Origin of the sequence: Paenibacillus sp. Aloe-11 (assembly GCF_000245715.1) — a bacterium.
GTDB classification, from domain to species: Bacteria; Bacillota; Bacilli; order Paenibacillales; family Paenibacillaceae; genus Paenibacillus; species Paenibacillus kribbensis.
In genome coordinates, this window is sequence record NZ_JH601057.1 from 101,825 (window position 1) to 116,100 (window position 14,276).

The following is a 14,276-nucleotide window of genomic DNA, read 5'->3' on the forward strand; positions in this document are numbered from 1 at the left end:
CCCCCCCGCCGTAAACAGCTTATCGTATCACGAACCGTCCACCCGGAGGCACGTCAGGTATTGGCTGCCTATGCACGCGGGCTGGGCTTGGACATCGTGGAGATTGGCTATTCGGACGGTGTAACGGATGTAGAGGCATTGGCAGCGGCCGTATCGGAACAGACGGCGGCTGTTTTGGTTCAAAGTCCCAACTTTTTCGGAGCCGTGGAACATTTGAAGCCGATGGCTGACCTGATCCATGCGCACAAAGGGCTTATGGTTGTCAGCGCCAACCCGCTGGCGCTGGGCTTGCTGGAGACGCCCGGCAAGCAGGGTGCGGATATTGTCGTCGGAGACGCACAGCCGCTTGGCATCTCTTCCTCCCTTGGCGGTCCGACCTGTGGTTACTTTGCCGTTTCTCAGGCGCATATGCGCCGCATCCCCGGGCGTATTGTGGGCCAAACGACAGACCGCAATGGCAAACGCGGCTTCGTGCTGACCTTGCAGGCACGGGAACAGCATATCCGCCGTGAAAAAGCCACGTCCAACATTTGCTCCAATCAAGCATTGCTTGCTTTATCTGCATCTGTGTATTTGTCCGTTATGGGTAGACAGGGCATGCGGGAGGTCGCCGAGCTGAATTTGCATAAAAGCCGCTATGCATTGGAGCAATTACTAAGCTTGAAGGGTGTAACTGCTTCCTTTAACGCGCCGACCTTTAACGAGTTTGCCCTTAAACTGCCTGAGGGTACGGATATGGCCAAGCTCCAGGCCGGATTGCTTGATGCAGGATTTATCGGTGGCTATGAGTTGGGTCGGGACTACGAGGAGCTTGCAGGTCACATGCTGATTGCCGTAACGGAGCAAAGAACAAAAGAAGAGATCGACCAATTTGTACACACCTTGGGGGGATTGCTATGACGCAGGCCGGACAGGATCAGAAGCAGAAGCAAGAGCTGTTAAAGGAACATGATCAATCACTCATTTTTGAATTGAGCCGTTCGGGTCGTATCGCCTATTCCCTTCCCGAATGCGACGTTCCCCGGCGCCCGGTGGCAGAGCTTTTGCCGGATTATGCGCTGCGGAGTGAGCCTGCGGCATTACCGGAGGTATACGAAGTAGACGTTATTCGCCATTATACCGCCTTGTCCCGGCGCAATTTTGGCGTAGACAACGGATTTTATCCGCTCGGCTCCTGTACGATGAAATATAATCCGAAGGTAAACGAGGATGTCGTCCGTTATGCAGGCTTCGCCAAGATTCATCCATATCAGCCTGAGGATAGCATCCAGGGGGCCATGGAGCTGCTGCATACGCTCCAAAACGATCTGGCCGCGTTAACCGGCATGGATGCCGTCACCCTTCAGCCCGCAGCAGGCGCCCATGGCGAATGGACCGGGCTGATGATGATCCGCTCCTACCATGAAGCCCGTGGTGAGCGTCGTACCAAGGTGCTCGTGCCGGATTCCTCGCACGGAACGAACCCCGCCAGCGCAACCGTCGCGGGCTTCGAAACGGTCACCCTCCCCTCCACCCCGCAGGGGCTGGTGGATCTGGACGCGCTGCGTCAAGCCGTCGGCAACGACACCGCTGCGCTCATGCTGACTAACCCGAACACGCTTGGCCTGTTCGAGAAGCAAATCGCTAACATTGCCGCGATTGTGCATGAGGCCGGAGGCCTGCTCTACTATGACGGCGCGAATTCCAACGCCATCATGGGCATTACCCGCCCTGGAGATATGGGCTTCGATGTCGTGCATCTCAATTTGCACAAAACGATGAGTACCCCGCATGGCGGAGGCGGCCCCGGCGCAGGACCTGTCGGCGTGAAGCAGCGGCTCATTCCCTATTTGCCCAAGCCGATGGTTGTGCGTGATCCTCAGGGCTCGTACCGCTGGGACCGGGAGCAGGGAGATTCCATCGGACGGGTCAAAGCCTTTTACGGTAATTTCGGCATTCTCGTCCGTGCTTATGCCTATATCCGCAGCTATGGTCCTGACGGCTTGAAGCGGGTATCTGAATGCGCCGTACTGAATGCCAATTATATGATGCATCGGCTGGCTCCGTATTTCGATCTTCCCTACCCGGGCCACTGCAAGCACGAATTCGTAATGTCTGGGCGGAATTTGAAAAAATTTGGAGTGCGTACGCTGGATGTTGCCAAACGCTTGCTCGATTTCGGCTACCATCCACCTACGATTTATTTTCCACTGAATGTAGAGGAATGTATCATGATTGAGCCGACGGAAACGGAAAGCAAGGAAACACTTGATGGTTTTATCGACACCATGATTCAGATTTCGCGAGAAGCGGAGGAGAATCCCGAACTGGTGATGAATGCACCCTATACCACGCCAGTCACACGCTTGGACGAAACCACTGCCGCCCGCAAGCCTGTACTGAACTGCTCGTGCAGCTAAAAGTAAATTTAATCAAATACATGCAAAAAAGAAGCATGCAAAAAGGCCGGTATCTGTTGAGATACCGGCTGCTGTATGTACACAGCAATTTTTTGTTGGAAAAAGATATACCCCTTAAAAATGTGATACCCTTAGCCTTCAATGCTTTGAACCAATTCAACAACCTGTTCGGCTGTTTGCATGTCCAAAGCTTTGGTAGCCAGTTTTTCCATATCCGCACGAGACAATTTGGAGATTAGACTGCGTGCTGGCAGAATGGAAGTTGCGCTCATACTGAACTCATCGAGTCCCAGTCCCAGCAGCAACGGAATTGCTGTCGCATCCCCTGCCATTTCGCCACACATACCAGCCCAACGTCCTTCACGATGAGCTGCATCGATAACCATTTTCACCAAACGCAGAATGGATGGATTGTATGGTTGATACAAGTAAGACACGCGTTCGTTCATACGGTCTGCAGCCATTGTGTATTGGATCAGGTCGTTCGTACCGATACTGAAGAAATCAACTTCTTTGGCGAATTGGTCAGCCAATACCGCTGTAGAAGGAATTTCTACCATGATGCCCAGCTGAATTTCTTCAGATACGGCTACACCTTCGGCCACCAGCTTTTCCTTTTCCTCCAGCAAAACAGCTTTTGCTTCACGGAATTCGTTCAGCGTAGCAATCATCGGGAACATGATGCGCAGGTTACCGTGTACACTTGCACGCAACAAAGCACGCAATTGAGTACGGAAAATATCCTGACGATCCAGACACAGACGAATCGCACGGAATCCGAGGAACGGATTCATTTCTTTTGGCAGATCCAGATAAGGAAGTTCTTTGTCGCCACCGATGTCCAACGTGCGGACTACAACCGGTTTGCCTTCCATTTTTTCCAGAACGGTTTTGTATGCTGTGTACTGTACTTCTTCAGATGGAAGCTTATCGCGTCCCATATACAAGAATTCTGTACGATACAAGCCGACGCCTTCACCACCGTTATCCAGAACACCGGCTACATCGTTAGGCGTACCGATATTGGCTGCCAATTCGACATGGACACCATCGACAGAAACTGTAGCTTCGCCGCGCAGCTTTCGCCACTCTTCGCGCTGCTTGTCGTATGCCACTTGTTTAGCACGGTATTCTGCAATGATCTCTTCAGACGGATTCACGAATACGTGTCCATCCAGACCATCAACGATAATCAAATCGCCGCTTTTAGCTTGGGACAATATATTTTTGGTTCCTACAACCGCAGGAATTTCAAGTGAGCGAGCCATGATCGCCGAGTGCGAAGTACGTCCGCCGATATTTGTTGCAAAGCCTTTAACAAATTCACGATTCAGCTGAGCTGTGTCGGAAGGTGTCAAATCTTCGGCAAGTACAATCGTCTCTTCGGCAATTTCTGCAGGGCTGACAAAATGAACACCAAGCAGATGATTGAGCACCCGTTTGGTTACATCACGCATGTCAGACGCGCGTTCTTGCAAATATGCACTTTTCATGTTTTCAAACATGGAAATAAACTGTGTAGCTACTTCATCCAAAGCATAGTCAGCATTAAGCTGCTCGTCTTTGATTTTAGCTTTTACTGGATCGATCAGTTCGGGATCATTCAGGATCAACAGGTGAGAAGCAAAGATTTCTGCTTTTTTCTCGCCCAGTTCCTTTAATGTTTTCTCCTTAATCGTTTCCAATTCAGTTTGAGATTCTGCCAAAGCCGCATCCAATCTTGCGATTTCAGCTTCAACATCGCCAACCGCGCGTCTCTCTACAGCGTAATTCGGATGCTCCAAAATAAACGCCCGGGCAATAGCAATGCCTGCCGAAGCGGCAATCCCGGAGATCTTAAGCATGAATTTCGCCCAGCCCTTCGTTAACGATTACATTTTCAAGAGCTTTCAAAGCTTCAGCAGCTTCAGCGCCTTCACAGATAATATTGATGGTATCACCTTGTTCCAGACCCAGAGACAGTACACCCAGAATGGATTTCAAAGTTACTTTTTTACCATTAGCTTCGGCAAAAGATTCAGCACCGCTGAATTTGTTAGCTGTATTTACCAGCGCAGTTGCAGGACGTGCATGGATACCATCTTCATCTGTAATTCTAAAAGTTGTTTGCATAGATTTGTTCCTCCCACTTTTCTAAAGATTATATTTGTTTACACGCAGTATAATACGTGCAGTGAAACCGGGCAATGATCAGACGGACTAAGCCGCCTAATCATTAAACCGAAACACATAGAGTTTATTTTATCGTAATTATACCATCTTCGCCAGCCTTCAATACTCCTGTTTTGTTTAAAGTTATCGAAGAACCTTCTGGAAGGTTGGTAAAAATGACAGGTGAAATGATGGATTTAGCGTTTGCTTTAACGTATTCCAGATCAATTTTCATGATTGGTTGACCGGCTGACACAAGATCGCCTTCGTTCACCAAAACGTCAAATCCTTGTCCTTTCAGCTTCACTGTGTTCACTCCGATATGAACAAGCACTTCTTTACCGCCATCGGATTGAATACCAACCGCATGCTTGCTTGGGAATACATTGAATACTTTACCATAAACAGGGGATACAATCGTTCCATCATTTGGCACGACTGCAAAACCGTCACCTGTCATACGCTCTGCAAATACCGGATCGGGAACGGTCGAAATATCAACCAGTTCGCCATTAACTGGCATTACGATATCTTCCACAATAATCGCTTGCTTTTGTTCTCCGGCTTCCTTTTCCTCTTGTGGAGCTGGTTGTGCCGGAGCAGGTGCAGGCGTACGTCCCGCCATGATATCAGCCATTTGAGTTTTAATCGTATCGGAACGTGTACCGAAAATCGCCTGTACGTTATTGCCGACTTCAAGAACACCCGATGCGCCAAGCTGTTTCAAACGAGCTTTGTCAACGTTCGATTTCTCATTAACCTCGATCCGAAGACGTGTAATACAAGCATCCAGATGCTTGATATTGGATGAACCACCGAAAGCGGCCAAAATGTTGTGTGGCAGATCATCACTGCTTCCGGTTGCAACGCCATCCACATTGTCTGTAGCTTCTTCACGACCTGGTGTTTTCAGGTTGAACTTCCGTATGATGAATCGGAATCCGAAGTAGTAAATTACCGCCAAAATCAGACCGACGATGATGACATACCACCAAGGCGTACGAGTTGGAATAATCCCGAAAATCAAGAAGTCAATAAATCCGCCCGAGAACGTCATGCCGATTTTAACATTCAAAATTTGCATGGTCATAAATGACAGACCCGCAAATATACAGTGAACTGCGAACAACAGTGGAGCAACGAACAGGAAGGAGAATTCCAGCGGCTCCGTAATCCCTGTCAAAAACGAAGTCAATGCTGCGGAACCCATAATACCTGCTACATATTTTTTGTGCTCAGGTCTTGCTTCATGGTACATCGCAAGCGCAGCAGCTGGCAGACCGAACATCATGAATGGGAATTTACCCACTTGGAACGTACTTGCTGTCAGGGCTACTCCGTCGCGAAGCTGGTTAAAGAAGATTTGCTGATCACCATGAATCGTTTGACCTGCTTTGTTAACATATTCGCCGAACTCAAACCAAAACGGTGAATACCAGATATGATGCAAGCCGAATGGAATAAGCGCACGTTCAATGACCCCAAAAATGAAAGCGGCCAGTGTCGGATTAGAATCAACCATGAAGTGAGATACGGTGTTCAGTCCGTGCTGTACAGGAGGCCATACAATGACCAACAGTAGTCCAACCAGCAACGAGGATAATGCCGTTGCAATCGGAACAAAGCGCTTGCCTGCGAAAAAGCCCAGATATGAAGGCAGCTCAATTTTGAAAAAGCGGTTGTACATAGACGCGGCCAGAATACCAATGATAATCCCGCCGAATACCCCTGTTTGAAGCGTTGGAATCCCCAATACATTGGCATAGCCAGGGATTTTTTGAGCAATCAGGCCTGGTGTGACACCAACAGCTGTTCCCAGTGTAATATTCATTACAAGGTAACCAATGATTGCGGCCAAACCTGCTACACCCTCACCGCCTGCCAGACCGACGGCTACGCCGACTGCAAACAACAATGCCAGATTATCAAAAACGATTTGTCCGGCATTCATCATGATCGTCGCAACTGATTGTACCCAGCCCGCATTTAATGCAGGAATGTACTGGAGAAAATCAGGGTTGACCAGCATGTTACCAATCCCCAATAAAAGTCCCGCAGCTGGCAAAATAGCTACAGGAAGCATCAAAGCTTTGCCGACACGCTGTAAAACGCCGAAAAGCTTTTTAAACATACGTTCCACTTCCTTCTCTAAAAAATTTAGAATGCAGAGGCAAAACAACAAAAAAGGCATGAGCCGATTTAAGTATGTTTGAATACAACCTTGGGATATAGCTTACCCCAGTAGGCTGTAAACAATCATAACTTAAAACAACTCATGCCTGATCGAATCAGTAACACGTTAAATGTTCAATTGTTGTCTTGCTCATTACAGAAGTGATTATAGCATCCTGCTAAAAGTGAGGCAATACTTTTTTTATTTCTCGGCTTTATCATGGTTACTCTTCCTGCTCTTTGCGTTGGGACAACCGCTGCAGATGCATCGTCAAATAGCTGACCTCAGCCGGATACACAGGCTTCCGGAGCCTTTTCTCCATAATTTTTGTGAGCTTCCAGGCCAGCATGTACATTTCCGGATACTCCTCATTCAAAAGCTTGTCCAAACGATAAATCTCCTGCACAATTTCACCCCGGCGCACACGTTCAATGGCAAATCTCAGATGAGTCAGCAGGCGGGAATAATCGAGGGACAGGAGAGGTATACGATAATCAAGAGTAGTCTCGACTACCTGAACCATATCGGCTATCAGACGTGAATCCTTCCTAACCTCGGAAATATGCTGGTTGGTCATGGCACTATAAATATGCAGTGCCACAAATCCGATCTCATCTTCTCCCAAATCCACGTTCATCTTTTCCCTGATTAAAGACACAGCCTGTTCGGCCATCTTGTATTCCTGGGGATAGATTTCCCTGGTTTCGTACAGAAACGGATTATGAATCGTAATCCCCTGTTTCTGACGGTTGATCGAAAAGGCGATGTGGTCGGTTAAAGCAATTAATATGTGCTCATTCAAAGGCTTCTTCGCTTGAAGCTGAACAAGATGAAGCACCTCACCGATGACCTCAATGAGCTTTTCATCCAGCTCAGGAAGCAATCGCTTGTATTGCTCCTGCTCTTCATGGCTTTTTAATATAAATAATTTTTCAACTGAATCCAACGTTATAAGATCGCCGGCTTTTCGATTGAAACCGATTCCTTTTCCAATCACGACAACCTCATCATGTTCGGGATGCATTCCTATAATCACATTGTTATTCAGCGCTTTCGCCACTTGTAGGCTGCTCACATCCGCACCTCTTTTTATCAGAACCTTGATCCTAAGAATTATAGCATGCTGCTCAGAGGAATCCACGTTAAAGTACCAAATATTCCGCTAAAGGTCAATAAAAAGAAAACGCTTTTCATCACAATAGCTGGGAAAAGCTGTGATGAAAAGCGGTCTTTTTGCTGCTGTTCAGGAGCAACTGCTCCCCGAAGACTTGAGGTTATTTTTGATCTGTTGTAGCTACCTCAACCGGGGCATGAATGTGCAGCTTATCAGCTTCTCCAGCAGATGGTACAGCATGAGGTCCATTTTTCCCAATGGTCAGTCCCTTAATTAACTGCTCCACATCGATACCGGATACACTCTTAAGCATCTCGGGAGCCGTGGACATCAGCTCTGTGACATAATTGCTGACACGTGCTGCTCCTTCTCCTTTGCCTGTATCAACCACCGTCAGTTTATCAATGGACGCTATCGGTTCAGCAATGCGGCCAGCCAGATCAGGCAGCATTTTCACGATAATATCGAGCACGGCTGCCTCTCCAAATTTCTGGAACGCCTCAGCCAGTTTCTCCTTGGCCTCCGCTTCTGCCAAACCACGCAAACGGATGACATCTGCGTCCGCCGTACCCTTCGCGCGTTCCGCGTCCGCTTCGGCTTGCCCGTTCAGGCGTTTTTGCTCAGCTGATGCTTTAGCCTGTGTCTCAATCGAGTATTGCAGCGATTCTGCCTCGCGCATTTTACGCGATTTGTCCGCTTCCGCAGCCTGCTCTACGGCATACCGATCGGCTTCCGCCTTCTTTTTCACTTCCGCATCATATTGCTTTTCACGAACCTGAATTTCCTTGGTTTGAAGATCAATTTCCCGCTCCTTGCGGACCAGTTCGACCTTCATCTGCTCCTCAACAGCAGTTTGCTTGGCACGAGCCTCCTGGATATGATAAGCCTGATCAGCGTCGGCCTTGGCTGTATCCTGCTCTTTCTTAAACGCAGCCACTTTCAGCTCCTTCTCCTTGGCTGCCTCGGCAATATTCGTGTCCCGCAGCAGCTCAGCCTTCTGGCCTTCCTGTTCTGCACGTGCCTTCTGAATCCGGGCATCCCGCACAGCCTCGGCTTCCGCAATTTCTGCATCCCGTTTTACAGCAGCAATTCTCGGCTTACCGAGCGCATCCAGATATCCATGTTTGTCACGTACATCCTTGATGGTGAATGACACAATTTGCAGCCCCATCTTTTTCAGATCGCGAGCAGCTACGCCCTGTACTTCCTGCGCGAATCGGTCCCGATTACGGTACACTTCCTCCACTGTCATCGAGCCGAGAATTGCACGCAAATGCCCTTCCAGCACTTCCTGGGCCTCTCCTTTGAGAGCCTCCAGGGGCTTCCCGATAAATTGTTCCGCTGCTGTCGCTACATCCTCAATGGCACTGCCGACCTTAATAATGGCTACACCGTCAGCAATCACCGGGACCCCTTGCTCCGTATATACTTCCGGTGTGGTTACGTCAAGTTTGTGGGACAAGAGAGAAATAAATTCAGATTGCTGAAAAATAGGCCAAATAAAGGCCCCGCCACCGCGCACAATTTTAATTTTGCGACCGGATTCATCCTCGGAAATATTTTTGCTTCCCAGAAAAGAACCCGTCACGATCATCCCTTCATCCGGTCCTACCGTTTTGTAGCGGGCCCAAAAAGCGATCCCTAATATGACAATAACGATGACAACAATCCCCGGGACCAGTATAACATCCTGCAAATTTGACACTCCCGTTCACGCTCCCTTCAAGTTAAGCGAATGCGCCGTCTATGTGTCCAGGTATGCTACGCGGACGACGCCCTCTGCGACCTCAACCACGACAATACGGGTCCCCGCAGCCAGCGGCTTGTGATCAAAGCTCGATGCCGTATGTATGGTGTTGCTTGCACCAAAGCGGATCATAACCTCCCCGTAACCAACCTCCGGTACCGGAATGGTGACCTCACCGATCCTGCCAGTCAGCTCACGCATAGAGAAGCCGCTGGATACCTCCGAGTTCGCCATCGGCTTGATAAACGCAAAAAACACGAGTACTCCAATGACAAATGCAACACAAAAAGCAAGCACAACGACCCAGCCCGTGCTTAGCCCTGTATATTTCGTCAATAGTACACCAGCCCCGCCAAAAGCAGTCATGGCTCCAAGCAAAACGACAGGTCTGAACCAATCAAGGCCCGGCAGCTCCAACGCCCCATCCAGCCAGCTTCCGAGTACATCCCCGATCAGTACACTGACCACCGTAAAGATAGCGCCCCCTGCCAATAACCACCAAAATATGGTTTCCATGCGACTCCTCCTTCCATGCACCTTTTCAGTCTGGTTTCCAGCCTATAACTATGTTTACGTATTCAACCTAAAAAAGTTTCAAAATTTTCCTCCTATACCTTACATGAAACCCAAAAAAAGCACGTCCCTACGTCAAATGACGTACAAACGTGCTTGAAGTGATCCGAAACCGAGTTACAGGGAAGCGTTGTAAATTGCCACTACATCTTCGCGATTGAGCTTGTTAAAGCCACCGAAAGCTCCAAATTTCACAGCTTTATCCGCCATAACATCGATTTTGGAAGCATCGATATCGTAATCTGCCAGACGGCTCGGCGCACCAATCGAGTTCCAGAAATCACGCAAGGCCTGAATACCTTCCAACGCTACTTCTTCATCACTCTTGCCTTCCGGGTTCACATGGAATACATTCACAGCCAGCTGCTTGAAGCGTTCAGGCTTCACATGCAGATTATGCTTCATCCAGTTCGGGAACAGAATAGCCAGTCCTCCGCCATGTGGAATATCATACACAGCAGACACAGCATGCTCAATATTATGAGTAGCCCAGTCACCTGTCAGCCCCATGTTCAGGAAGCCGTTCAACGCCATCGTACCACAATACATAATCGTTTCGCGCAACTCGTAGTTTTCCAGATCGTCAACCAGACCTGGAGCAGCATCAATAACCGTACGCAAAAGCGTTTCACACCAGCCCAGTTGAACCGGAGTATTGGATTCCAAATGGAAATAATGCTCCAGCGTATGTGACATCATATCCACAATTCCGTAAACGGTTTGATCTCGCGGCAGAGAGTACGTATTCACCGGATCAAGAATAGAAAACGCAGGGAACGCATATACGCTGCCCCATCCCAATTTCTCCTGTGTTTTTTCGTTCGTAATGACAGAACCTGCGTTCATTTCTGAACCGGTTGCTGCCATCGTCAGCACTGTACCTAATGGCAATGCCGCCTTTGCAGTCGCTTTACGCTCTGCAAAATCCCACATGTCGCCATCGTATTTCGCGCCGACAGCGATAGCTTTGGAACAATCCAGCACACTACCGCCACCCACAGCCAATACAAGATCGATTTGATGTGTTTTACACAATTCCACGCCTTTATGTACAGTGGACAAGCGAGGATTTGGTTCTACACCTGCCAGTTCCGTTACCTCTGCGCCAATTTCACCAAGCAAACTTATTACATTATCGTACAAACCGCTGCGCTTAATACTGCCACCGCCATATACAAGCAATACACGTTTACCATATTTGGGAACTTCACGCTTGAGAGCTTCCAATTGCCCTTTACCGAAGATCAATTGTGTCGGATTATAAAATTCAAATGCTTTCATCGCAAACGCTCGCCTCCAATATTTTCTAAAGTTTAATGTTAAGAAACTACTCTATTATAACCTTATCAGTTACAGGAAACAAATCAGCATTCTTTTCAGAAAAAAAACCACACCCCTAAAGGAGCATGGTTCCATGTCATATCTTGGGAGGGTTCTCGTAATGTATTATGCGTCGTACAATTGATTTTATTCTCCCAGGGTATATCCCAATTGTTGCATAAAACGGCCAAAGGCCTGCTGACCGGACGAATTCCGTTTATACACTCCTGCATGCTCCAGAATTTCGCTGAATTTCAGTCCAACTTCATTTTGCACGGTACGGACAGCCGTCTCCTTGTCAGACAAGCGACCAAATCGGGTGTTTAACTGATCAATCCAGTCTGCATGCTTGAACAGTGGATGTCCTTCCTCCTGTATGGCAGCAGCCAGCTCGTCGTTCCCGCACAAAATATCTGCAATTCCATCCAGCTCTTCCTTGAGCCGCCCCGGTAATATGGCAAGTCCCATCACTTCGATCAGGCCGATATTTTCCTTTTTGATGTGATGCATCTCACGGTGGGGATGAAAAATACCTTCCGGGTATTCATCACTTGTTCGGTTATTGCGCAGCACCAGATCCATCTGGAACCTTCCTTTAGCATCCCGGCGCACAATCGGCGTCACTGTGTTATGCGGAACCGTTTCCCCCTCCTGCTCTGTATGAGAGAGGACGTCGGCTGCAGGATCGTTGTAAGCTTTCCAGGCTTCGAAAGCAGCATTTCCTGCCTCCAACAGCTCCTCGGCATCCGCTGACGTAAAACGGATCACCGACATCGGCCAGTTCACGATGCCTGCCGTAACCTGCGGAAACGTTTTATTATGGTACACGCCGTCCACACCTGCTTTTTCAATCGGGAATGTATGGCGCCCGCCTTGAAAATGATCATGGGTCAGGATCGATCCCCCGACAATCGGCAGATCGGCATTAGAACCGATAAAATAATGCGGAAACGCTTTCGTAAAGGCCAGTAACCGCCGCAGCGTGTCCTTTGTCAGCTTCATTGGCACATGATCATGATGGAACACGATGCAATGCTCGTTGTAGTACACATAAGGTGAGTATTGAAAAAACCACGGCTCCCCGTTTAGTTCCAACGGAATAATGCGCAAATTTTGACGGGACGGATGATTTACTCTTCCGGCATATCCGACGTTTTCACGGCATAATTGACATTTAGGATACACGGGCGGTGGAAGAAGCTTCGCCATTGCAATTTCCTTTGGACTTTTTTCCGGCTTGGACAGGTTGATCGTAATTTCCATATCCCCGTAAGCTGTCGGCTGATTCCAGTACACATTGCTGGAAACCCGATCCATTCGAATGTAGTTTGAGTCGATACATAGCTGATAAAAAGCATCTGTCGCCGCCTCTATGCCACGTTCGGCCTCCGTTTGATGAAAGTCACGGACGACCTCGGAAGGTCTTGCCATCAGCAAGCCCATGATTTTGGAGTCGAGCAAATCACGGTACGTATCTGTGTTTTCGGGAATAAGTCCTGTGGCAAAACCATAATCAATCAATATATTGAGCACAGGCTGGAGAACTTCGGGGGCAGTAATGCCCCCTGCCTCCCCGCCTGAATAAGGCTCGGAAAACCCGAATTGCTCCAGCAGCAAATTACGGCTGTAATCTATATCTTGCGGACTGATCAAGCCCCGTTTTTGCGCGAATGCAACCAATTGCTCCACTGCATATAAAGCTGCTTGCTGCGCCGTTTCGTCGATGTCATGAGCCAGGTGCCGGTTCTGTTCCTCATCATGGCTCTTAGCTGCGAATTGACTTTCACTCATATGTCATCGTCTCCTGTCTATTCGTCGCCGTAGCCCTGAGGATGCGACTGGTGCCAGCCCCATGCTCCGCTAATAATATCCTCCAGCTTGGTCCGCTTCGGACTCCAGCCGAGCACGGAACGAGCCTTGTCAGAAGATGCAACCAATACCGCAGGATCACCCGCACGGCGTGGTTCTGTAACAACCGGAATGTCAAGCCCGGTAACCTTGCGGGCCGTCTCAATAACTTCCTTGACTGAGAAGCCCTGTCCATTGCCCAGATTGAACACATTGCTGTCATTTCCTTCGCGCAAGTAGTTGACTGCACGCATATGAGCATCTGCCAGATCGCTGACGTGAATATAATCACGGATACACGTCCCGTCAGGTGTCGCATAATCATCACCAAACACGGAAATGTGTGGACGCTGTTTCAGTGCTGTTTGGAGCACCAATGGGATCAGATGGCTTTCCGGGCGATGATCTTCACCGATCTTGCCGCTCTCATGTGCGCCAGCCGCGTTAAAATACCGCAAGGACACATATTTAATGCCCAATACTTTATCAAACCAGGACATCATGCGCTCCATCATCAGCTTCGTTTCGCCATACACGTTCGTCGGCTCTGTACGGTCGCCCTCTTCAATCGGCACTTTTTCCGGTTCGCCATAGGTTGCCGCAGTAGAAGAAAACACGATTCGGCGCACGCCAGCATCCTTCATAGCCTCCAGCAAGCTCAACGTGCCAAACACATTGTTGTCATAATATTTCCCAGGATTTTGCATACTTTCCCCAACCAGCGAGTTGGCTGCAAAATGGATAACCGCGTCGATGCTATTTTCGGAAAATAGTTTGGACAGCAGCTCTTTATCTCTCAAATCTCCTTCATACAGCCTTCCCCCAAGCAGCGCTGCCTTGTGCCCGGTCTGCAAATTGTCCAGCACAACCACTTCTTCCCCGCGATCCAACAGCTCTGCTACCGTATGTGAACCAATATATCCCGCTCCGCCTGTGACCAAAATCGCCATG

11 protein-coding genes are annotated in these 14,276 nt (G+C 48.8%); 2 read left to right on the plus strand and 9 right to left on the minus strand.

The window, feature by feature from the left end; all coding sequences use genetic code 11:
• Together gcvPA and gcvPB are read left to right on the plus strand one after the other, a co-directional pair.
• On the plus strand, window positions 1-900 hold a 900-nt coding region (gcvPA, locus tag WG8_RS17700), incomplete at its 5' end, for an aminomethyl-transferring glycine dehydrogenase subunit GcvPA (protein ID WP_007431594.1).
• The gene (gene gcvPB / locus WG8_RS17705; protein ID WP_007431595.1) at window positions 897-2,399 is read left to right on the plus strand and encodes an aminomethyl-transferring glycine dehydrogenase subunit GcvPB; all 1,503 of its coding nucleotides are present in this window, start codon (window positions 897-899) and stop codon (window positions 2,397-2,399) included. The genes gcvPA and gcvPB, both read left to right, overlap by 4 nt.
• 131 nt (window positions 2,400-2,530) lie before the next feature.
• Here gcvPB and ptsP read toward each other — a convergent pair whose 3' ends face one another.
• The 9 genes from ptsP to galE form a co-directional block, all read right to left on the minus strand.
• On the minus strand, window positions 2,531-4,243 hold the full coding sequence (gene ptsP, locus WG8_RS17710) for a phosphoenolpyruvate--protein phosphotransferase (RefSeq protein ID WP_007431596.1): 1,713 nt from the start codon (window positions 4,241-4,243) through the stop codon (window positions 2,531-2,533).
• Window positions 4,236-4,511: an HPr family phosphocarrier protein gene (locus tag WG8_RS17715; protein WP_007431597.1), complete on the minus strand. Its 276-nt coding sequence runs from the start codon at window positions 4,509-4,511 to the stop codon at window positions 4,236-4,238. Before WG8_RS17715 ends, ptsP begins: the two co-directional genes overlap by 8 nt.
• A gap of 124 nt (window positions 4,512-4,635) precedes the next feature.
• Window positions 4,636-6,681: a glucose-specific PTS transporter subunit IIBC gene (gene ptsG / locus WG8_RS17720; RefSeq protein WP_007431598.1), complete on the minus strand. Its 2,046-nt coding sequence runs from the start codon at window positions 6,679-6,681 to the stop codon at window positions 4,636-4,638.
• Between the two features lie 265 nt (window positions 6,682-6,946).
• The gene (gene glcT, locus WG8_RS17725) at window positions 6,947-7,798 is read right to left on the minus strand and encodes a glucose PTS transporter transcription antiterminator GlcT (RefSeq protein ID WP_007431599.1); all 852 of its coding nucleotides are present in this window, start codon (window positions 7,796-7,798) and stop codon (window positions 6,947-6,949) included.
• A gap of 199 nt (window positions 7,799-7,997) precedes the next feature.
• Window positions 7,998-9,533: a flotillin family protein gene (locus WG8_RS17730; RefSeq protein WP_043891214.1), complete on the minus strand. Its 1,536-nt coding sequence runs from the start codon at window positions 9,531-9,533 to the stop codon at window positions 7,998-8,000.
• Window positions 9,534-9,581: 48 nt separating this feature from the next.
• Complete coding sequence (locus WG8_RS17735; protein WP_007431601.1) at window positions 9,582-10,100, minus strand: hypothetical protein; 519 nt, start codon at window positions 10,098-10,100, stop codon at window positions 9,582-9,584.
• A gap of 174 nt (window positions 10,101-10,274) precedes the next feature.
• Window positions 10,275-11,438 (minus strand): iron-containing alcohol dehydrogenase, encoded by a 1,164-nt coding sequence (locus WG8_RS17740; protein ID WP_007431602.1) that lies wholly within the window; start codon window positions 11,436-11,438, stop codon window positions 10,275-10,277.
• Window positions 11,439-11,624: 186 nt separating this feature from the next.
• The gene (locus tag WG8_RS17745) at window positions 11,625-13,268 is read right to left on the minus strand and encodes a UDP-glucose--hexose-1-phosphate uridylyltransferase (RefSeq protein ID WP_007431603.1); all 1,644 of its coding nucleotides are present in this window, start codon (window positions 13,266-13,268) and stop codon (window positions 11,625-11,627) included.
• A gap of 17 nt (window positions 13,269-13,285) precedes the next feature.
• Window positions 13,286-14,275, minus strand: coding sequence for a UDP-glucose 4-epimerase GalE (gene galE, locus WG8_RS17750; RefSeq protein WP_007431604.1), 990 nt, complete (start codon window positions 14,273-14,275; stop codon window positions 13,286-13,288).
• Window position 14,276: the final 1 nt, after the last annotated feature.

Bases quoted from the DNA above. Each gene is read 5' to 3' on its own strand.
- gcvPB (WP_007431595.1), top strand. From the start codon at position 897: ATGACGCAGGCCGGACAGGATCAGAAGCAGAAGCAAGAGCTGTTAAAG.
- ptsP (WP_007431596.1), bottom strand. From the start codon at position 4,243: ATGCTTAAGATCTCCGGGATTGCCGCTTCGGCAGGCATTGCTATTGCC.
- WG8_RS17715 (WP_007431597.1), bottom strand. From the start codon at position 4,511: ATGCAAACAACTTTTAGAATTACAGATGAAGATGGTATCCATGCACGT.
- ptsG (WP_007431598.1), bottom strand. From the start codon at position 6,681: ATGTTTAAAAAGCTTTTCGGCGTTTTACAGCGTGTCGGCAAAGCTTTG.
- WG8_RS17735 (WP_007431601.1), bottom strand. From the start codon at position 10,100: ATGGAAACCATATTTTGGTGGTTATTGGCAGGGGGCGCTATCTTTACG.
- WG8_RS17740 (WP_007431602.1), bottom strand. From the start codon at position 11,438: ATGAAAGCATTTGAATTTTATAATCCGACACAATTGATCTTCGGTAAA.
- WG8_RS17745 (WP_007431603.1), bottom strand. From the start codon at position 13,268: ATGAGTGAAAGTCAATTCGCAGCTAAGAGCCATGATGAGGAACAGAAC.
- galE (WP_007431604.1), bottom strand. From the start codon at position 14,275: ATGGCGATTTTGGTCACAGGCGGAGCGGGATATATTGGTTCACATACG.